This is a genomic window from Psychromonas sp. psych-6C06 (assembly GCF_002835465.1).
GTDB lineage: Bacteria > Pseudomonadota > Gammaproteobacteria > Enterobacterales > Psychromonadaceae > Psychromonas.
The window spans coordinates 190,537-212,883 of record NZ_PIZM01000006.1 but is presented as its reverse complement, the minus strand read 5'-3'; the positions used below and the strand labels follow the sequence as shown (position 1 = coordinate 212,883).

At 39.7% G+C, this 22,347-nt stretch carries 17 protein-coding genes; 11 read left to right on the top strand and 6 right to left on the bottom strand.

Annotation, left to right across the window (positions count from 1 at the left end; genetic code table 11):
- Positions 1–26: 26 nt before the first annotated feature.
- The 5 genes from CW745_RS09540 to speA form a co-directional block, all read right to left on the bottom strand.
- Positions 27–947 carry a siderophore ABC transporter substrate-binding protein gene (locus CW745_RS09540; RefSeq protein ID WP_101108423.1) on the bottom strand — a complete coding sequence of 307 codons (921 nt, stop codon included), beginning with the start codon at positions 945–947 and terminating at the stop codon, positions 27–29.
- Positions 948–957: 10 nt separating this feature from the next.
- On the bottom strand, positions 958–2,916 hold the full coding sequence (locus CW745_RS09535; RefSeq protein ID WP_202973182.1) for a TonB-dependent receptor: 1,959 nt from the start codon (positions 2,914–2,916) through the stop codon (positions 958–960).
- A gap of 278 nt (positions 2,917–3,194) precedes the next feature.
- On the bottom strand, positions 3,195–4,364 hold the full coding sequence (nspC, locus tag CW745_RS09530; protein ID WP_101108422.1) for a carboxynorspermidine decarboxylase: 1,170 nt from the start codon (positions 4,362–4,364) through the stop codon (positions 3,195–3,197).
- Between the two features lie 4 nt (positions 4,365–4,368).
- Complete coding sequence (locus CW745_RS09525) at positions 4,369–5,580, bottom strand: saccharopine dehydrogenase family protein (RefSeq protein ID WP_101108421.1); 1,212 nt, start codon at positions 5,578–5,580, stop codon at positions 4,369–4,371.
- Between the two features lie 74 nt (positions 5,581–5,654).
- On the bottom strand, positions 5,655–7,610 hold the full coding sequence (gene speA, locus CW745_RS09520) for a biosynthetic arginine decarboxylase (protein ID WP_101108420.1): 1,956 nt from the start codon (positions 7,608–7,610) through the stop codon (positions 5,655–5,657).
- A gap of 756 nt (positions 7,611–8,366) precedes the next feature.
- On the opposite strand from speA, the gene CW745_RS09515 reads away from it, so the two are divergent.
- The 5 genes from CW745_RS09515 (at position 8,367) to CW745_RS09495 (ending at position 12,497) form a co-directional block, all read left to right on the top strand.
- Complete coding sequence (locus tag CW745_RS09515; protein WP_101108419.1) at positions 8,367–9,011, top strand: SRPBCC family protein; 645 nt, start codon at positions 8,367–8,369, stop codon at positions 9,009–9,011.
- Positions 9,012–9,308: 297 nt separating this feature from the next.
- Complete coding sequence (locus CW745_RS09510) at positions 9,309–9,920, top strand: hypothetical protein (protein ID WP_101108418.1); 612 nt, start codon at positions 9,309–9,311, stop codon at positions 9,918–9,920.
- A 237-nt stretch (positions 9,921–10,157) separates the two neighbouring features.
- Positions 10,158–10,949 (top strand): metalloregulator ArsR/SmtB family transcription factor, encoded by a 792-nt coding sequence (locus tag CW745_RS09505; protein WP_101108417.1) that lies wholly within the window; start codon positions 10,158–10,160, stop codon positions 10,947–10,949.
- Positions 10,950–10,978: 29 nt separating this feature from the next.
- Positions 10,979–11,992 (top strand): ACR3 family arsenite efflux transporter, encoded by a 1,014-nt coding sequence (gene arsB, locus CW745_RS09500; protein WP_101108416.1) that lies wholly within the window; start codon positions 10,979–10,981, stop codon positions 11,990–11,992.
- A gap of 13 nt (positions 11,993–12,005) precedes the next feature.
- Positions 12,006–12,497, top strand: a complete 492-nt coding sequence (locus tag CW745_RS09495) for a tyrosine-protein phosphatase (RefSeq protein ID WP_101108415.1) — start codon at positions 12,006–12,008, stop codon at positions 12,495–12,497.
- Positions 12,498–12,595: 98 nt separating this feature from the next.
- Here the strand turns inward: CW745_RS09495 and CW745_RS09490 are convergent, their stop codons facing one another.
- Positions 12,596–13,279, bottom strand: coding sequence for a response regulator transcription factor (locus CW745_RS09490; protein WP_193755577.1), 684 nt, complete (start codon positions 13,277–13,279; stop codon positions 12,596–12,598).
- A gap of 361 nt (positions 13,280–13,640) precedes the next feature.
- On the opposite strand from CW745_RS09490, the gene CW745_RS09485 reads away from it, so the two are divergent.
- The 6 genes from CW745_RS09485 to CW745_RS09460 all read left to right on the top strand — a co-directional run bounded on the left by CW745_RS09485 (position 13,641) and on the right by CW745_RS09460 (position 22,344).
- Positions 13,641–14,984 (top strand): MATE family efflux transporter, encoded by a 1,344-nt coding sequence (locus CW745_RS09485; RefSeq protein ID WP_101108413.1) that lies wholly within the window; start codon positions 13,641–13,643, stop codon positions 14,982–14,984.
- A 209-nt stretch (positions 14,985–15,193) separates the two neighbouring features.
- A complete protein-coding gene (locus tag CW745_RS09480) occupies positions 15,194–17,053 on the top strand; it encodes an IucA/IucC family protein (protein WP_101108412.1) in 1,860 nt (619 codons plus the stop codon).
- A gap of 13 nt (positions 17,054–17,066) precedes the next feature.
- Complete coding sequence (locus tag CW745_RS09475; RefSeq protein ID WP_193755576.1) at positions 17,067–18,827, top strand: IucA/IucC family protein; 1,761 nt, start codon at positions 17,067–17,069, stop codon at positions 18,825–18,827.
- Positions 18,821–20,113 (top strand): AMP-binding protein, encoded by a 1,293-nt coding sequence (locus CW745_RS09470; protein ID WP_101108410.1) that lies wholly within the window; start codon positions 18,821–18,823, stop codon positions 20,111–20,113. Before CW745_RS09475 ends, CW745_RS09470 begins: the two co-directional genes overlap by 7 nt.
- A gap of 27 nt (positions 20,114–20,140) precedes the next feature.
- On the top strand, positions 20,141–21,481 hold the full coding sequence (locus CW745_RS09465) for a DUF6005 family protein (RefSeq protein WP_202973181.1): 1,341 nt from the start codon (positions 20,141–20,143) through the stop codon (positions 21,479–21,481).
- Positions 21,481–22,344: a TIM barrel protein gene (locus tag CW745_RS09460; RefSeq protein ID WP_101108409.1), complete on the top strand. Its 864-nt coding sequence runs from the start codon at positions 21,481–21,483 to the stop codon at positions 22,342–22,344. Before CW745_RS09465 ends, CW745_RS09460 begins: the two co-directional genes overlap by 1 nt.
- The last annotated feature ends 3 nt before the right edge of the window (positions 22,345–22,347 follow it).

Below are 22,347 nucleotides of genomic sequence, written 5' to 3'. Positions count from 1 at the left end.
ATCAATCACCACGGATGTCTCGATCATTATTTTTCGCCATTACCATTAATAGCATTCATATCATCAATCATCAGTTGCGTTGCTTGAATGCCACTTGCCGAAATGTACCAAGCATGTGAATTCAAATAATGGATGTGATCATCTTTGTACACAGAGAGCTTATTGATCAATGGATTATTGAAGCTTTCCTTTGCAGACTTATTCGCATGTCCAATAGCCGTATCTCTATCGAGCACTAACATGTATTGCGGATCTACCTGAGTGATATACTCAAAGCTAATTAAATCACCATGTTGATATCGCGTATCGTTGCTCAACGCTTCTTTAAAACCAAACAAATCGAAAATAACACCATAGCGCGACATCGCCCCAAATGTAGTTAAGTTGGTGCCGTTTCTCATCACCACTAATGCTTTAGCATCATCGGCTTGATTACGTTGTTTAATCGCATCGATAGCGGATTTTTGTTGTGCAATTAACGCTTCAACTTGTGCTTGTTTAGCAAATATTGTGGCTAACATTCGCCATGAAGCGGTTGTTGTTTTCCAAAAATCAGCAGGGTCGGCCATATACGACACTGTCGGTGCAATCTTAGATAAAGCATCAAACGATAATGAACTGCGATTACTAACAATAATTAAGTCGGGCTTGAGCGTATAAATGGCTTCAAAATCAGGCTCAAATAATGTGCCCACCGATTTATATTTTTCGCTTTGATATTTTTTTAAATAAGTGGGTGCGGGTGATTTAACCACACCTATCGGTTCAATACCTAAGGCATCGAGGCTATCTAAACTGTCCATTCCAAGCACCACAACACGCTTTGGTGTTGCTTTTAACTGTGTCTCACCCAATGGGTGAGACACAGTTATCGCTTGCGCAAAACAGAGGTGGCTCATGGCAAAGAAAGATGCCACTAACCACTTCGTCACTTTGTTATTAAACATCCACATTCACTTAAAAGTTGTACGCAACATTTATTCTAAAATCACGCCCAGGGTTTGCACCGCCGATCGCAAGCGGAGAACCGATATACTCTGAGTAAGAAGCATGATCTTTGTAGTACTTATCAAATAAGTTTTTCACAGAAAGCGTGACAGTAAGATCTTCAACAGGTAACCACTGTGCATAAATATCATGGACGCCATAACCTGGTTTTTCTGGGTTAATCGATGTATCAACATCATCGTATCGTTCAACAAAAGTAGCTGTCCAGCCCATATCCAGTGTCTCACTAGCAAAGTAAGTCAGGTCTAATATCCACTTATCACCCATTGAGGTACCTAAACTTGTACTGTCATCGGTAAGTGCTTCACCATTTAGCTCAGGATTTGATTGGTTGTAATTCAAGCTCGCAGCGAGGAGATCGGTATTATACCCAGCAAATACATTAAAACCGGTAGTTGTTAACTCACCTACATTGGTAATGTTGCGTGAATCATAAGAGTAAGCAATGGTGTCTTTGATTGTACTATTGAAGTAATTTGCGCCAGCAATGAAGTTCGCATGTTGGTAACTAAATCCAACTTCATTATTTTGTGCTTTTTCACCCTTAAGATCGGCATCATTTTTCTTATAAATAACGTATAGCTCTTTAACTTGCGGACCACGGAAAGCTTGGGCATGGCTTACAAACAGATCTAAACCGTCGATTAATGAATAATTCAAACCGACATTTGGACTGAAACCACTAGAGTCGAAATCTTGTTCTAAGTTATCTTTAAGCTGATACCAATCATAACGGGCACCCGCAGTTAATACTAACTGTTGAGTAATACGCCAATCATCTTGAACAAACACAGCAGCCATCGAACCTTCTTCTGTTGTTTCTCCGCCATCAGCAGCATTGTGGAAACTACTGTTATCACTCTTGAATTCAATACCGTAAACTAGCTGGTTAGATGAAAAATCACTCTGGTTTTGAAACTTAAGTCCGTAGGTATCAATGCTTCCATCACTTTTACCGAATCTAGGATGCTCATCATGTAACAATCCTGCACTTGTGTAATAAAGCGTGCTATCAAGGTTCAAAAAGTCATTGCCTGTATAAGCATGATTTAATGAGATAGTTTGACGTGTAAATGACTGATCAAAAGCAGGATTTCGTGGTGTTTCAGCCCATTGTGGACGATGTAAACGCTCACCACTGTCGTTACGCATATCTAATGAAAGCGAGACATAGTTGTTATCATTTAACTGCCCAGATAACTTTAATAACCCCGATAATTGATCACTCTCGGTGTAGGCTTGTTCATCGCCGTTACCATCGACATAGTTATCATTAGCTAAACCAGAAATAGATCCTAATAAACCTAGCCCTTCAGTGACTTCACCAAAAAAGCTTGCAGATACTTTATAGCCGTTTGTATTGCTGTAGTAACCGGCTTTGGTGATCGCACCAAATTTATCACCCTGTTTTAATAAGTCATGTGCATCTTTGGTTTTAAATTTAATCGCACCACCTATTGCACCAAAGCCATCGGTTGCTCTACCGGCACCAGCACTGACTTCAACTTGCTTTAGTAATTCAGGCTCAATCGATAGGCTACCTTGGTGATGATAAAGACTGCTTGATTGCTCAGCACCATCAATCGAAATGTTGATCATGGTATCTTCAATACCGCGGATATAAACCTTTTGCGATACCGCAGTTGTTCCACCGACACTGACTTCCGCTTGCTTACGGAAAACATCATTGAGATCCTGTGCCATGCTTTTATCTAGTTCGCTCGCATCAATATATGCATCAGTCACTTCAGTGGTATTACCAACCACTTTTACTACTTCAACATCTTCTTCAGAATAGGCTGGGTTCGCGAGGAATAACAAACTTACTGCAACTGGTGTAAGTTTGAAGATATTTGCTTTAATCACTGTTGTCTCCATTTCATTTTCATTAATGATAATAATTATCATTTCCTTGGTTGCGAATGATAATGATTATTAACGACAGGTAAATGACTTTTACATTTGTTACATTTAAAAAGATGAAATAACAGCGAGCCTTGCACTGACAAAGCCTATTTATTAATTAAAATGCAAAGAAAAATACTTAAGCTCAATGCAAGTTTCATCGTTTTTTGAATTAGGAAGTGATGATTTAACCTATAAAAAAACATCTATTTAACAAATGAACTAACCCACATAACATCTAAAAATAGAGAAAGTGAATAAAGCAATGTTGAATGAGTCATTCATGATAATCGATCTTTAAAGTCACGATATCCAAACTCACGCACTATTTTCAGCGCATTACTGTTAGAGTTCCACAGAGCGATGGCCGGCAAGCCAATGCCATTAAAGGTTGTTGTTTTTACCATTGTATAATGCGACATATCATCAAACATAAGGCGCTGACCGACACGCAATGGTAAATCAAAAGAATAATCGCCCATGACATCGCCAGCAAGACAAGTCTGCCCCCCTAAACGAAAATCATAATTTTTTTCGCCTTTACCTGCGCTATTAAGCACTTCCGCGCGATACGGCATCTCTATTGTATCGGGCATATGGCATGTTGCCGATGTATCGAGAATGGCAATATCCCCGTCATTTTGGGTAATATCTAAGACCTCAGAAACCAATACGCCACTATGGATTGCAATGGCTTCTCCAGGCTCTAAATAAACCTGCAAGTTATATTTCTTTTGGAAGGCTTTAATACGCAAAATTAGCGCATCAACATCATAACCCTGTTCGGTAATATGATGCCCTCCACCAAAATTAACCCACTCCAATCTTGGAAGGATATTGGCAAACTGTTGTTCGATGACATCTAAGGTGCGCGCTAAAGGTTCAAAACCTTGTTCACATAACGTATGAAAGTGGAGGCCACTTATCCCTGTTAGAGATTGTCCTTTAAATGCACTGAATGGAATGCCTAATCTTGAGCCTGGTGCACAGGGGTCATAAAGTGCAGTTGCTCCCTCTGAGTGCATCGGATTAACGCGTAGACCGAATTGTATACCTGCACGCTTAACGCGACTTTTTTGCAATAAAGGTTGAAAGCGTTGCCATTGATTAAATGAATTAAACACCACATGATCTGATAGAGTAAGAACTTCACTTAACTCTGGCTCTTTAAAAGCAGCGCTGTAGGTGTGTACTTCCCCTTCAAACTCTTCAGCTCCAAGACGTGCTTCATATAAACCACTGGCACACACACCGGATAAATATTGGTTGATCAATGGCGCTAAACTAAACATAGAAAATGCTTTTAGTGCTAATAATATTTTTGCACCAGACTCATTTTTCACACGCGCCAAAACTTTAAGGTTCGCTTCCACTGCAACTTCATCCACAACATAACATGGAGAAGGAACGCGCGTGCAGTCAAAATTTAAAAAGGGATTACTTTTTATCATGTCATTACTTCATTAAATCAAACTGAGGGTTTTCAATCACTTTCCACGGCAAACCATATTCATTCATTGCTTCCATGAAGGGATCGGGATTTAGTTGCTCAATGTTCCAAACTCCCGCTTTGAGCCATTTTCCTTGCAGTATCATTTTGGCACCAATCATCGCTGGGACACCTGTTGTATAGGAGATAGCTTGCGAACCAACTTCTTGGTAACAGTGTTGATGATCTTTGATGTTATAAACATAAACAGTTTTCTCTTTACCTGCTTTAATCCCGGTTACAACACAGCCAATACAGGTTTTTCCTTTCGTGCGAGGCCCTAATGTTGAAGGGTCTGGTAACAGTGCCTTTAAAAACTGAATAGGCACGATTTCTTGACCTTGAAACTGGATAGGTTCAATCGCAGTTATGCCTACATTGCCAAGCACCTCTAGGTGTTTTAAATAGCTTTCACCAAAACTCATCCAAAACTGTGCCTTTTTTAAGCTTGGGTAATGCTTTGTTAACGACTCTAACTCTTCATGGTACATACGGTAAATATCAAAGCTTCCAACGTTATCTGGGCAGGTGAACCTTTGACTTGTTGATAAGGCATCGCTTTCAACAAATTTTCCTTCTTCCCAATGGCGACATGCCGCCGTCACTTCACGAATATTAATCTCAGGGTTAAAATTCGTCGCAAATGGATAACCATGATCTCCGCCATTCACATCGATAATATCGAGCGTATGTATCTCATCAAAATAGTGTTTCGCTGCGTAGGCAGTAAACATGTTGGTTGCACCGGGATCAAACCCCGAACCGAGCAATGCCATTAGACCAGCCTTGCTAAATTTTTCTTGGTAAGCCCACTGCCATGAATACTCAAATTTAGCACTATCTAACGGTTCATAGTTTGCAGTATCCATGTAATGCACCTTGGCAATTAAACAGGCATCCATGATAGTTAGGTCTTGATAAGGCAGTGCTACGTTGATCACCAAATCCACATTAAGTCGATTCAATAATGCCACTAATTCTTCAACATTATCCGCATCGACTTGTGCCGTCGCAATATCGATTCCAGTACTTTTCTTTACTTGTTTAGCAATCGCGATACATTTAGATTCTGTTCTACTGGCGAGGGTAATCTCTTTAAAGACTTCTGATACTTGCGCACATTTTTGCGCGACAACTTGGCCTACTCCACCTGCACCAATAATCAGGATTTTATTCATTTTTTAACTCCATTATTCATTCAAACTAATAGCTATAAACCTAGGTTAAGCAACTGCTTTATTTGTTATTTTGACTACACTGCAATGCGACTTTGCTGTTCTGCAATGGTTTCTTTTTCGTAATAGGTGTACCCCTGCAGGCTGGCATTAAAGGTATTCATCATTTGCTGTCGCTCTTTGGCAGTAATTCGCTCCTCTTTTACTGCAGCCTCTACTTTATTACGGAAACGCATCTGCATTTCACGTGGTTGATATTCCACATAACTCAACACATCAGCAATACTGTCGCCATGGACCTCTTTGACAAATTCAAAGCTAGAGTCAGCATTCAAACGCACACTGACTACATTGGTATCGCCAAATAGATTGTGTAAATCACCCAGCGTTTCTTGGTATGCGCCGACTAAAAAGACGCCAAGGTAATACTCTTCATTTAATTTAGGGGCATGTAGCGGCAAGGTATTTTCAATTTGCTGGTCAACAACAAAACGTTCAATCTTGCCATCACAATCACAGGTAATATCTGCCAAAATAGAGCGCCTTGTTGGCTCTTCATCTAAGCGGTGAATAGGCATAATAGGGAACAGTTGGTCAATCGCCCAACTGTCAGGCAAGGATTGAAATAGACTAAAATTACCGTAATAGATATCAGCCAAAGACGCGGTTATTGCAGCTAATTCTTCAGGTACTCGGGGCATATCTGCAAGCATATCTTTAATGCTATGCAAGATTGTTAGGTATAAGTTTTCAGCAATCGAGCGCATGCGTAAATCAATGTGACCTCGCTTAAATAGCTCTCGTACTTCATCACGGTAATAAACTGCATCGTTATAACACTCTTGTAATCGTTGTGGCTTCAAATAACCGATCACTTCACGCATATTTTTAAGTAGCTCATGCTCGCTAGCCACTTCATCAGGCACAGCAGAAGCATCAAAACGGTTCACATCGAGTACATTAAAAAGCAACACAGAGGTGTAAGCGACGGTCGCACGACCAGATTCTGTGACAATAGTGGGGTGAGGTAAATTGGCTTCGTCGAGTGTGCTTTTGATTGTATCGACAATATCTTCACAATACTCTTCCAGCGTATAGTTACGACTTTGGTCGCTACTTGATTGCTTACCGGTATAATCAACTGCGAGGCCACCACCTAAATCGATATACGCTAGTGCTGCTCCCTCTTTGCAAAGGTCTGCATAATATCGACACGCCTCGACAACCCCCATACGGATATCGCGAATATTAGGAATTTGCGAGCCAAGGTGGCAATGTAATAACTGTAAACAATCTAGAAATTGAGTTTCTTTTAAGTAATCAACCGCCTCAATAAGCTGTCTGGATGACAGACCAAAGACGCTTCGCTCGCCACTTGTTGCCCCCCAATGACCACTAATTTTGGAGGTCATTTTGACACGTACACCAATATGGGGACGAATATTTAATGCGCGACTGCGTTCAACAATAATGGGTAACTCAGTTAAAGTTTCAACCACAAAAACACATTTATAGCCGAGTTTAGTAGCTTCAAGCCCTAACTCAATAAACTCTTGATCCTTGTAACCATTACAAATAATCATGCTGTCGATATTTTCTAAGGTCGATAAAGCAGCAATCATTTCCGCCTTACTACCAACTTCAAACCCGTGTTGATAACGAGAGCCAAAATGCGCAATTTCTTCAACTATCTGCGCCTGCTGATTAACCTTTATCGGATAAACACCACGATACTCGTTATCGTAACCAACCCGCTTAATGACACGGCGAAAGGTTTCGTTTAAGTCGCTAATGCTTTGATCAAGAATGTTCTCAATGCGCAACAGCACTGGCATCTGAAGCTCTCTGTCTTGCATCCCTTCAATTATTTTCATTAGCGGAACAGCGTTGCTCTCACTATGTTGTGGATCCATAATAGCCACATCACCTTGCTCATTTATGTCAAAGTAGCCATTACTCCAGTCTTTCACACCATAGGTTTTTCTTGCTGAGTGAATATTCCATGACTTAATTTTATTAATCTTAGCGTCCATATAGTTCAATCTTCCTTAACACTGACAAATGTAACCATTGCAAAATAGCGTGGTGTATTTGATAACATGGTCGAAGAAACTGAATAAGTTCAGCTCTTAAGTGCCTATTGTTGTTAATGGAGGAAAAAGAATACAAAGATAAACCTGTCATCACCTCTTCCATTTGCATAGAGTCGTGACAACAACGCACCAAACCAAATGATAATCATTTGCATTATGATTATTTATATTGTTGAAGAAAACTAGTTTTACAACTGTTACACATTGTTAAATACCAGAGGTAACACCTAAAGATGAGCAATGCGATGAAGCCGTGATAAAAAGAGACCACTAAAGCGCAGTAGTTTTTTCTCAAGTATCCCCTTCTCTTTCACTTATTTAGATAGCTAAGCCTACAAGTGTCGAAGACGATATTATTGTTGCCAAACTGGAAGCAAAAACCCTTGATATGTGTACTGGAAGGCGTTGGATTCGAGGGCGAAGACCTGATTTATATACGCCAATTATACAAGCAAGTGGTAGTGAATTAACGCCTCACCAAGCGAGGTTTTCTAAGGTATAACGATTTAACTATATTATTCAGAGATATAGTCACCTTTTAAGTTTATTCTGAGATGTTTTTTTAAAATTGCCCATGCTCAAACTAAATGCTTAACAATAACACCCCGTTTATTGCTTTGTTACGTATTGAATAAAACACAGCGACCTGCTGTGTTTTAAACTATGGTTACTTTAAAACCTTGGGGTTGAACATCGATGATAAATTTAAAAATATTAAGAGCCTATCTCATCTCTGTGGGTTGTTTATTCTTATCGGCTTGCGTACTGGTAAATGATCCTAAACCTGCTACATCACCCCCTCCTGAATCGACTATAGAGATACAATTAAACGAACTTGCACACAGTCACTTTAAACAAGTAGAGGCGCGCTTTCAGACCAATCAATCACGCGCGCTGGTTTTTAGAGTGTTATCTGATATTGATAAAACTTCACAATGGTTAACCCGCGTAGAAGACTTACAAGTATTAGCCGTATATAACAACCACCAATACTTGCTAAGAACCCTGCTTAATAGCCCTTGGCCCTTTCGCGATAGAGAATTAATTACATGTGTTGAGACCGCCTTTGAAGACTCATTAACAATCATTAATATTTATTCCTGTAGTGATAGGGTGCCAGAAAACGAAGATTATTTACGGCTGCAGGCAGTAGAGTCCAAGTGGCAGTTACGTGAACTGTCTGATTCAGTGTTAGAGGTCCAATACCAAACATGGATAGACCCCGCAGGTAACGTCCCCGCCTTTATTTTCAATCGAGAATTAATAAAAAATACAAAGAGTGACCTTAAAAAACTACAACAGATAATTGAGGAAAGTCACCTTTCTGATTTTGCTTATTAAGTGTGAAAAGTAATGTGCTAGGGTCTGTTGATCTTTGCCCTTTAAATTTTGTTCAACACAACGCGTTTTGAGCAAGAAAGACGGAATGTGGCTTAGTCATTCTAAGCGAATTTCATCTAACAGATAGCAAAACGTCTTTTAGTTTTGTCTTGCGTACTGTTTGACGTAGTCAAATAGAGCAAGGTCAGAGCGTGTTGCAAAAATAAACTCGAAAGGTCAACAGACCCTAGGCCATCAAGAATACTTAGCCAGAACAATATGTAATACTGCACCATTCATACTTTTATAAGATATAAAATGGAACACTTAACAGACGCTGTAACAACTAAAGTGCTTGCGGATATTGACCATGTAGAGTGGCATCGAGGTGTGAAAGACTATGGCTTTTGGTGCATCAAAATTGAAGATGGTGCTTGGCTTGAACGCTTGAATAAGCTGGAATCAGCCTTTCGTCCCCACCTTCAAGCTAACTATCAACGCTTCTTCCATGTCACGATTGCAACAGTTGGGCTTATGGACTCGGATAAATGGAAAACCGTTGAGCGCCAAATGAGATTATTACACCGCGCTAATGATAACAACATTGAACTTTGCTGGCGGGGTGTCGCTTCCTATGCACACTGTCCGATTGTTAGCGTTTACTCTGCAAAGAATGGCGTGTCAAAAATAAGAAAATTGCTTCACTCTATTTCTCAGGGCGATGATTCGCATGTTTTCGAACCGCACATTACCCTCGGCTACTATGCAAAGGAGGTGACTATCGATAACCTAGAAACCGTGGCAGGAAAATCCAATGCATTGCCACTGGATAGCTTAATAATAAAAAAAATTCAATTTTGTACCTATGAAACCCATAACATCAAAGGACCTATTACGAGCCAATTTAACATTGCAATTTCTGTGTGTTGACCGTCGCTCTCGCCACTGTAAAAAAGAATAGTGACCAACATTTTTTTAAACTCGCCATGCTCACCTTTCCTACACGGAAAATAATAAAAGAGCACTGCTATTCGTTATCAACAATGCTTGTCACTTGGCATTTCAAGGGTTCCATAGTGGCTAATATACTTAATTACCCCTTCGCATTGAACATACAACAAAACATATATACACTATATCGAATATAACATTCCTGTGAGAGTTTTTATGTCCCAAAATAAAAAAATAAGTGTTCTATTCCTATGTACAGGCAACTCTGCTCGCTCGCAAATGGCAGAAGCATTATTGCGCTTTAAGGCAGCTGATAAATTTGAGGTTTATAGTGCAGGCACTCACCCTGAAAAAATTGATGAGCGCGCGCTTAATGCAATTGAGGTTTTTGGCTTATCAAGCAAAGATCTTAAATCACAAAACATCAGTGAATTTTCAGGAAAGCAGTTTGATTACGTGATCACTCTTTGCGATAAAGCGAATAATGAATGTCGGCATTATCCAGGTGCCATACAACAATTAGCCTGGGATTTCCCAGATCCAAAAACACGTTTAACTGATAACCCTTTTATAAGCACACTGAATGAATTAAATAGCCGCATATCTATGTTTCTATTAATTGTATCTAAATCAGATTCGAATAAAGAAACAGAGTCAACTTTTGATCCGATCTCTTTTTATAAGTGTTTAACCGACGATATTCGTTTAAAGACGCTAATGCTCACCCATTACCATGGTGAGCTTTGCGTGTGTGAATTAATGCATGCGCTACAAGAAGATAGCCAACCGAAAGTTTCACGTAACCTCGCGGTATTAAAAAAAGCAAACATTCTCAGCACAAGAAAGCATGGACAATGGGTATTTTATCGCATTAATTATGAGTTACCACAATGGGCTAAATCCGTCATCGCACAAACAACAGAAAACAACTGTTCGCTTATCAGCGAGTCATTACAGCGTTTAGCAAAGATGCAAACTCGCCCTAATAAAGTCGCTATTTGTGGCTAATTGATACATTAATGATTAAGGAAATTAAGATGGGGATATTTGAACGTTATCTTTCTGTCTGGGTAGCAATAAGTATCGCTACAGGCGTGTTATTGGGCTTATGGCAACCCGCTATTTTTCAACAAATTGCTAACTTAGAAATTGCGCATGTCAATATTGTGATTGCGCTTTGTATCTGGGTAATGATTTATCCAATGATGGTACAAATAGACTTTTCAGCGATTAAAAATGTAGGTAAAAGCCCTAAGGGACTTATTTTAACCGTGATCGTTAACTGGCTTATTAAGCCCTTTACGATGGCCGCAATTGGCTGGTTATTTTTCCGTGTTTTCTTTATCGACTTTGTAGACCCAGCTTCTGCCCAAGAATATATTGCAGGTATGATATTGCTCGGTGTTGCCCCCTGTACAGCCATGGTTTTTGTCTGGTCACAGCTTACGAAAGGCGATCCTAACTACACCCTAGTTCAAGTGTCTGTAAACGATATCATTATGATTTTTGCCTTTGCCCCACTTTCTGCCTTTTTACTTGGTGTCAGTGATATTCAGGTGCCTTGGGAAACCTTACTCTACTCTGTCATTTTGTATGTTCTATTACCGTTAATTGCCGGTGTATTAACCAGAAAAATACTCAATAAACGCGGTAGTGATGCGCTGCCGTCTTTACTGCAGAAAATGAAGCCTTGGTCGATGATCGGTTTATTAGCAACTGTCGCTTTACTCTTTGGTTTTCAAGCAGAAACGATTATTGCCCAACCACTCACCATCTTGTTGATCGCCATTCCACTCACACTTCAAACGTTTGCTATTTTCATTATCACTTATGCCATCGCAAAATGGATGAAATTAGCTCATAACATCGCAGGCCCAGCGAGTTTAATTGGTACCTCTAACTTCTTTGAGCTCGCAGTAGCCGTTGCTATTTCGCTCTTCGGCTTACACTCAGGCGCAGCACTTGCCACTGTCGTTGGTGTCTTAGTCGAAGTACCGATCATGCTTTCACTGGTTGCTATCATTAATCGCACACAACATTGGTTTAAATAAAATGGACATTACCATGCAAATACACCCTTACGATATTTTAACACTAGAGAATGGCGCTCAACTTATTTTCACCCCTTGCCCTGGCACTAAAGATGCTTCATTAGACGCCTCAATAAGTACATTAAAAAAGGCAGGCACAAACATGCTGTTAACGTTAATGTTTGATGAAGAGCGTCATAAAAATAATGCACAATCGTTACCAGAACAATGTGCACAGCATGATATTAGATGGTTACAACTGCCTATTTTAGATGATGCTGCGCCAGAAAAAGCATTTGAAGATAAGTGGCACCAACATAAAGAAGAGATCCTGCAAGTTATCCATAATAAAGGCACCGTTGCAGTACATTGTAAAGGTGGCTCAGGTCGAACTGGTTTGGTAATTGGTTTGATTCTTTTAGCCTTTGGTTGGCCTGCTGAAAAAGTGATTAAAGAAGTACAAGCGTTACGCCCTAAAGCGCTTAAATACCCAGTTCAACTCGATTACTTTAATTCATACCGATGAATAAAAACGAGAAGGATCCTCTCGCGAGGATCTGCCCTAGCCATAAAAAAGATAACGTTTTTCGTAAAAGAGCCATTTGGGCAAAATCAGCACTTAGGCTAAGAAAAGCGGTAACCTTTGCCATGAATTGTGCGTAAACAATCGCCATTCATGCCAATTTCCACCAGCTTTTTACGAATACGACTGAGGTGCATATCTAGCGTGCGATCAAAGGGTTTAAAGGGTCGATCTAAAACAATTTGATACAAATAGGGCTTACTTAATACTTGCTTGCGACTGTCGACTAAGGTCCAAAGTAATCTAAATTCAATTGGTGTAAGAATGATATTTTTATTGTCATAACACACTAATTGCTCGCGTTTTTGAAGCATTAACCCGTTGCACTCTAGCTTCTCAGATTGACTAAAAGGGACACCTAAAGTACGTCTCAATAAAGTTTGAATACGTACCATTATCTCAGTGAAACTAAATGATTTAACTAAATAATCATCTGCTCCCTTTCTGTAGCCCTCAAGGCGCAACTGCTCACAATCTCGATTACACAGCATAATAACCGGGATATCGCTTTGTTTACGTAACTTTTCTAATACAAAAAAACCATCTAACGCAGGTAAGATGGTCGCCACCATAATCAATTGAAAATGCGACATTTTTGCTTCGATTAATCCCTCTTCACTAGAATAACTTTGCTCAACATCAAAACCGTTATCTTGTAATACAGCAGATAATTTTTCACTGAATTTGGCGTCATCATCAATGATAAGCACCTTGCTATTTGACACAGTACAATCCTTTAATATTTTCTCTTCTATTAACAATAATAAGAATCAATATCGTTTGCAATATATTTTTTATATTTATATCATGGCGCCAGTTTTGGGAGAACATAAAAATAAAGCGTATCGTTACTATCTGATTTTTATGGATAAAAAATAAAACCTGTATTTTTTATCCTCTTCTATTTATAAAAATACAGGTTACTTAAAATGTAAAGACTCACGTTAACTCGCCCATTAAACACATTTTATGACTAAACCCACAGGGGAGTTACCTACCCAGCAGGGCTAACAGTCAGCCAATATTATTCACACTTCCCTTTTGAGTTCGCTCAAAATAGCGGTTGTTCTATTAGGATATTTTTGTATGCAAAGCACTAGCCCTGTATTAACAGGACGTATAGTTAGTACCTTTTTTTATTATGTACTGCCCTCTATTATTGGCCTCGTTGCCATTACAACAGCAAGTTTAGTTGATGGTATTTTTGTCGGTAATGCAGTCGGTGCTAATGCGCTAGCCGCGATTACACTATTAATGCCCTACTTTACGCTGATGATATCTGTGGCTTTGATGATTGCGATCGGAGGCGCGGTAAGTGCAGGAAAGTTTATTGGCGAACAGGATACACCTTCCGCTTCAAAGATCTTTAGTCAATCATTGATCGCCGTAGTGCTGATCACCCTGTTTTTTTCATTATTAAGTCTGATTTTCGAAACACAACTTTTCAGCTTACTGAATGTTCCAGAGTCAATGGTCGATTTAGTTCAGAGCTATTTTTCAGTTATTCGATGGGTATTTATTCTCCAGTTACTTACCATGGTGCTGTATTATTTTGTTCGCGCCGACGACCATCTTAAATTAGCGACAACCGCCTTAGTAAGCGGTGCAGTGGTAAATATTGTCTTGGATGCGTGGTTTATTTTAGGCTTAGACTTAGGCTTGGTTGGCGCAGCCTATGCCACTGCTATCGCGCAATTAATACAATTTTTAATCTTAGCGCGATATTTTATCAGCCCCAGAAAGACCTTGATATTCGCACTAGAAAAACGTGATTGGCATATGTTTCTTCGTTCCGCCTATAACGGTATTTCAGAGTTTGTTAACGAAGCCTCCGTTGGCTTGCTATTTTTATTACTTAACATATTACTGATTTCTCGCTTAGGCATTGATGGCGTAGCTGCTTTTACCGTCGTTAATTACTTTATTTTCCTGAGTGTGATGCTGAGTTACGGTATTGCTGATGCGTTGCATCTATTGGTTAGCCAAAATTTTGGAGCTAAAAACATACTGCGAATGCGCCAATTTTTACTTACCGCTATTAGTACTACATTGGCACTCGGTGTATTGATTATTTTGCTGATTCTAATTTGGCAACAAACCGCTATATCATGGTTTTTAAATCATGATGCTGACAATGTTGCAGTGATGACCTCACAACTTATTCTTTTAATTTGGCCTTTATTTTTAGTGAATGGGTTAAATATTATCTTAAGCTGTTATTTAACCGCGATTCATCAGCCGGCCCCTTCTACGATCATCGCTTTATTAAGGGGGTTAATACTACCGATAACGCTTTTGCTCATCTGCTATTTGTTATTTGAACAACACGACTCTGCATTTCTTTTCTTAATTGCATTGCCCATTGCAGAGTGGCTGGCTTTTCTAATTGCACTTTGGTTTTGCTATCGTCATTGGCCGAAAGTTACCTAATTCACCTCCCCCTTTGAAGCATATTTTCACTGTTTTCAAAGGGGAAATTTTCCTCTAAATCCCCTTCTATAATAGATATTTATCCGGAAAAGCCTGCCTTTGCTTATTCGCCAGCAGAAATAAAGTAACAATTGTAAAACCTTTTGAAAGTGATAATGATTATCATTAGTATGCCTGCCAATATTATTTAATAAAACAGGGAAGATAAAATGACTGTAGTTGCTGAAAAAATAGCAAATAATGCTTCATTTCAATCATTTATAAATTGTTACTTAAGAGAAATTGATGCGGGCGTATTGCATATCAATAGTGACTGGCAACAAAAAACAAGCTTATCTTTTAGTCCTGATACGTTTTACGTTTTAGAGTTACAACTAAACAATGTGGAGACTTCCTTAGCAATAGGGCTGACCTATTATTCACTCGTTGGTCGCCATGTTGTTAGTGATGTCTACCAGAAAAAGAATAACCATTGGCAATGGCAAGCGATTGATCATCTTTCCACTATTTTGTTATTAATTAACAACATTTACCATGCAGATGACGTTCATTGCAGTGAATCACTGAACCAAAATAAAATGGAGCTACTGGCACGCACGCTAGAAAGCCATCAAGTGATGCAAGATTATATTGCGGCACGCTTTGAAGATCCGTCACTGCAGACCCCTTCTTTTATTAATTCTGAGCAATCAATACTTTTTGGTCATTGGCTACACCCAACTCCGAAGTCTCGACAGGGAATTCATCAGTGGCAACATCAACATTACACGCCAGAGCTGGCGTCTGAATTTCAATTGCATTTTTTTGCAGTAGACCGCACATTAGTGCGTGAATCCTCTATTTTGCCAGAAACAGCAGCGGATATTATTCAGCTTATCGTCGATAAAGCGCCTAATAAAGAGCGACTAGCATCACTCAACGATACACAACAACTTATTCCGGTACATCCACTTCAAGCACAATGGTTATTACATCAAGACGACATTAAAACGTTAATCACACAGGGAGCAATCACAGATGTTGGCGCAATGGGAGCAACTTTTACACCGACCTCTTCAGTACGAACACTCTATTGTGATGATCTGCCGTTCATGATCAAGTTGTCTATCCCAGTCAAAATCACTAATTCATTACGTAAAAATATGGAGCATGAACTCGACGCAGGGTTAAACATGGGGAATTTGCTACGCAATCATGATTTCTCAGACACTATCCCACATTTTAATACGATCGATGATCCCGCTTATATGACTTTAACCTTGCCTGAAAAAGTAGAGAGTGGTTTTGAACTTATCATCAGAGAAAATCCTTTTTATGCAGGTGCAAATTCAGACAGTAAAAGTGTCAACGTGCAATCTATTGCGGCCTTAATGCAAGCGCCGTTAAATCCAACGGAAGATTCACCATTAACAAAAATCATTACAACGCTGGCCAGTAAAAGCAATATCAGCAAAAGAGAAGCCAGTTTGCAATGGTTTGATGCTTATTGGCAGTGTGCAATTGAGTCTGCTATCAAGCTATATGATAGCTATGGTATTGCGCTCGAAGCCCACCAGCAAAACTCACTATTAGATGTGAGCGATGGGATACCAAGTCGCTATTATTATCGCGATAACCAAGGCTTCTATCTTTCTAATCATCTACGCGAACAATTATTAGCGATGGAGCCCAACCTGCATAAAACTTTAGATCTCTTCTATGACGATGAAGTGATTTGTGATCGCTTCAGCTATTACTTATTTATTAATCAATTATTTTCAGTGATCAACCGTTTTGGAATCGATCAATTAGTTTCAGAAAATGAATTACTGGAGGTCACGCAACATAAGTTAAAACAGTTACTAGCGCAATTGAACAGTGTTGGTATACCCCTTGTAGAATCATTATTAACGCGTCGTGACATTCCCTGTAAAGGAAATTTATTAACACGTATTAGTGATGTAGATGAGTTACAAGCAGACCAAGAATTAGCAATTTATACCGCGATAAAAAACCCGCTTTACCGCTTTTCGGCAACGGTGATAGACCTAATGAACAACAAAAATGAGGCCTACCTTGAATCAGCTTAAAACGAACCGAGTAGTGACTCAAATAAGCAGCGAGCAACGCGTTATTAAGCAACTTATTGAAGCGTTACTTTTTGAAGGTGTGATTAATTACCAGCTACAACATGGCGTATTTACTTTTCAACTAAATAACCAAGATTATAAGGCGACGGGTAAAATAGCTGGATTTGCGCGTATTCGTTTACATGCAGATAAAATATTCTGCAAAATAGGCGAACAGTGGCACGCACCAAAAATCGATGAGTTAGTGAAGCAGTTACCCACAACGGCTTGTTTACAAAAAAAATTACGCACAGAATTAATGCAAACCATCACGCTTTGTAACTGGAATCAGCAGAATTTACCTAGACTCGCTAGCCGACGTGAATTGCCTTATACACAACTAGAATCTGCCATTGATGAGGGGCATCCGTATCACCCTTGTTTCAAAGCCAGAACGGGATTTACTGCGCAAGATCACCATGACTATGGCCCCGAATCACGTAATCCTTTTCAGCTTCATTGGCTTGCGGTTGATCGTGCGTTATTAAAACACCAACTTAATAGCGAGGACATACAGTTATTCTGGTTACAAGAATTAGGCGAGAATATATATCAGCAATTACAACAACGCTTAACCGATGCACAGGCAACCTTTGAAAAATATAGTTTATTACCCATTCACCCTTGGCAATGGCAAAATCTACAAACACAGTTCTCTATCCCTCTAGCGACTAAAGAGATCATCGATTTAGGCAGTGCCGGAGATCACTACCAAGCCAGTATTTCAGTGCGTACTCTATTAAATATCAGCCAACCTAAAAAGGCCAATATAAAATTACCGCTGAATATGGTTAATACCTCTTCATTACGCACCATTGAAAGTCACTCTATTTGCACGGCACCAATATTAACAAACTGGTTAACAGAGATTGTTAAAAGCGATCAATACCTACAGCGGCATATAACATTGTTGCCTGAATACGCAGGCATTCGTATGCGCACACAAACAGATGAATCACCTCTTGCATGGTTACATGCGCTTGATGGCCAAACGGGTGTTATTTTCCGCGAGAGTTTAATGAATAAACATGCGCCGATGAATAGCGTTCCTTTTGTTGCACTTAGCATTATTGAAAAGGACACTTTGCCTTTTATTGATCCGTGGATTCAAGAATATGGTTGCCAAGCTTGGTTAGAACAATTAATTAAAACAGCAGTTTTACCTATCTGGCATTTGCTAGTACATCATGGCATTGCCCTAGAAGCACATGCACAAAACTTAATTTTGCAACACCAACAAGGCTGGCCAACCCACATCACACTACGAGATTTTCACGAAAGCCTAGAGTACGTGCCCAGTTTCTTAAAAACGCCAGCATTAACACCTGACTTTTTAGCGTTAGAAGCGGTTTATCAACACGCAGAACCAAATCAATATTATTGGATGGAGGATGTAGAAGCCTTAAGAGAGCTGGTAATTGATACACTATTTGTCTTTAATTTAAGTGACTTAGCCACATTACTTGAAGATCACTACCAATTTAATGAAAGTGATTTTTGGCAACATATTTATCAAGCCTTTGTTGATTATCAACAGACAGGTCAAACCGATGAAGCACGTATTCGAAAAATGGATATTCATCAGCCTAGCGTACAAACTGAGTCTTTGATCAAAAAGAAATTGAGCCCGACTGCTGCCAGCGAGTTTCATCACACGGTCAATAACCCCTTGCTCCGCGTTTCTCCCATCATTTCTCCTCTGCACGTAACAAAAACACGGAGCCTGACATGCTAACCATTAACGATACCTACTACAGCGAAGCTGACTTCGCACAATATGAACAACGTTTTGCAGAGATGGAGCAACTAACCGATGCAGACAACATAGCAGTCTGTTTAACGGAGAATATTATCTGGCTAGCACTGTGTGCATATGCGCAAAAAAAATGTCTATCAGTAATGCCTATTCATCCAAGCACTCCATTACACACCGCTAAAAAATTAGCAGTGAAAGCAGGTTGTAGTGTGCTGTTTTATCAAGATTTAGGGAATATTCATACGCTAAACAGTACTGTGCAAGATGAACATCAAGCTGGTTTAATTCAGATGAGCTCTGGCACCACCGGTGAGCCTAAATGCATTAAACGAAGCTGGGAAGCGATTCAAGTAGAGATCAAAAATTACATAAGTTGTTTTAAGCAAACGGCGACAACAACACCTGTTATTGCCTGCCCTGTCACACACTCGTATGGGCTAATCTCTGGTGTAATGGTTGCTCTTGAACGTGGTCAACAGCCAATCATTGTCACGAATATTAACCCTAAATTTCTCATTAAAACCTTACAAAGTGTGGCATCGCCATTACTTTACACGTCACCGACTATGTTACAGGGACTCATGCGTTTATGGCCTAAAAATACGCAACTACCGGCAGCAATGACCTCAGGGACGATCATGAGCACGCCTTTATTCGATCAGTTAAAACAACGTATTACACATTTATATCAACAATATGGTTGCTCAGAGGCAGGCTGTATTAGTATCAGTAAATCGATGCAATATGCCAATGATATCGGTACGCCACTTCCTCATATTTCAATCGATAGTAGCCTTAACAAAAACCAACCTGCGGAGATTATTGCCCAGATTGATATTAATGGCACACAGCATTGCGTTCATACACAAGATTTAGGCTTTCTAGCAGAAAACAATCAGGGCGATCTTACCTTACGCTTTATTGCCCGTTTAGATGACACCATCATTGTCGCTGGCCTCAATGTCTACCCACAAGAGATCGAAGATATCATATTGACCCACCCGCAGATCATTGATGCAGTGGTGTTTAAAATTGAGGATCCCTTTGCAGGTCAGCGAGTTTGTCTGCAGTACCGAAGCGAACATAATATCGATGAAGCACAAATGAGGGATTGGTGTCGTCAACAATTAGCCGCTTATCAAGTCCCACATCATCTACAACAAGTCACCACTATTTCGCGCTTAGCAAATGGCAAAGTGAACCGTAAACAGATAGCCAATGACTTTCAAACGCAACGTCAACAGTCAGCCTTACAGCCAGCTTAAGACCAACAACCAGTAAGAATTATAACCATGCAAAATGCGATACAAAAAAAAGCCATTATCGACGCGATTCAACATGTACTCACTGCAGAGTTAAATTTATCGACCGTTTCCGCTTTTAGTCCAGAGGCCCGTTTAAATGAAGACCTGTATTTAGATTCCGTGTTATTAATGCAGTTGCTGATCAATTTAGAAGTTAATTTATGCATTGAGGTGCCTGACACGGCTTTTAGCGAAGCTGATTTCGCGACCGTCAACAGCCTTGCTGACTTTTTATTAAAACAAAGCGAGAGCGGTCAATCTGTTCAGCCACATAGTAACGCAACAGGAACAGCAGATGATGAAGAGTTTGAAGATATAAAGGTACATTGTTTCGTCAGTTGCCTATGTGAAATGATCAAAGCCGATGCACGTGTTGATCACCGACCATTCTATTTTGGTGTCTGGGACGCTGATGTTGTTGTTGATGAGAACGTTCACATTAACTATCACTCCGAAAACATTAACCATGACTTTTTCAAACAATGGTATAAAACGCTTTATGGCGTGACACTAACAGCTTGGTACCAAGATAACCGCAGTAAACAGCAAAATATTCAACGCTTGTTACAGGTGCTAGATAACAAAACAGCAAGCCAAAATGTAATGGTCATGCTAGATATGTTTTTACTACCTGAACGTGAAAATAAGTTTAACCAAAACCCTTTCCCGCATTATGTCTTGCTTGAAAACTGCGAAGATCCTGATTCGTTAATGATGATTGATCCCGATTTTCGTTGGCAAGGCAGACAAAATAAGGCACAAGTATTAACCTCAATCGACTCCCCTGCCGTTTCCGGAGGCTATTACTTCGATAGCTCAGAAATTAGACCGACACCCTCGCAAGCTATTTATGATTACTATATTGCCTGTTTTAATGCTGACACGAATCCAATGACAGATGCAGTGCGTAGCATTATTCAACACCATATTAGCAACGCAACACTGAGTGAACTCTCATCTGCACTCAATCAATTACCCGTACTTGCAATTAGAAAATATGCCTATGAACATGGCCTCGCCTTTTTCTGGACAGAGCTCGGTGTATTTGAGCAGAAATTTGATGAATTTGAAAAATGGTGTGACGTTATTGAGACGCTTGTTGAAACGTATAAAAAAATTCAATTTAGAGCGATGAAAATAGCCTCTCATGACCATCAAAGTAAGCATTTTGAAACAGAGAAAAATGAAATATTCACGCTACTTGAGCAACAAGATGAAAGAGAGTACCGCATCAAAGCACAACTAAATATGTTATTTACGCAATGGCGAAAGCAAGCACTAAAGCACAGTGAAACCGTTGCCACAACTTGTTTTGTAGAGGCATTATAATGAACCTATCCATTTGTACCATCTCCTTTCGCCATCAACTTATCTCTATTGAAGAGATAGCGGATTGGGCACAAAAAAATCATTTTCAAGGTATTGAACTTTGGGGAGCACACGCTAAAAATTTAGCCGACCAGCCGCGCTATAATGAGCAATGGTTAGCAGGCTATAACCTAAGAACAACGATGATCAGCGATTATTTACCGCTCGATAGTCCTGAGCCGGTATTAAAAGCATCAGTGCAACAATTAGCACAATTAGCGGTACACTGGGGGGCAAAAAAAATTCGCACCTTTGCAGGAGGAAGCGCAAGTAAAGCAACCTCGCCAGCGTCCTTTAAACAACTCGTCGCACAGTTACAAAAAGCGTGTGATTGGCTAGCACATTATCAATTAAGTTTGATTATTGAAACCCACCCCAATACTTATGCAGACACTGTCGACTCTACTTTGGAACTGCTTAAACATGTTGCAAGAAGCAACCTTAAAATTAACTTTGATGTCCTACATATTTGGGAATCAAAGGCAGAGGTAATACCCGCCTTAGAGGCTTTGCTCGAACATATCGATCACTTTCATTTAAAAAATATTATCTCGGAGGAGTACTTAGATGTCTTCACACCAACGACAGTGTATTCAGCTTCGGGATCTCGAGAAGGGATGATCTCGCTGTTCGAAGGTGCAGTAAACTACAAAGCTTTTTTACAATACGTTAATGAACATAGAGAGACGCACATCAAAAGCATCGATGCTTCATTGGAATGGTTTGGAGGAGATTGCAAAGAAACCCTCAATCGTGATCGCTACCTGATGCAACAACTTTATCAACAAAGTGAAGCACCACTCAAAAACGTGGTCGGTATATAAATC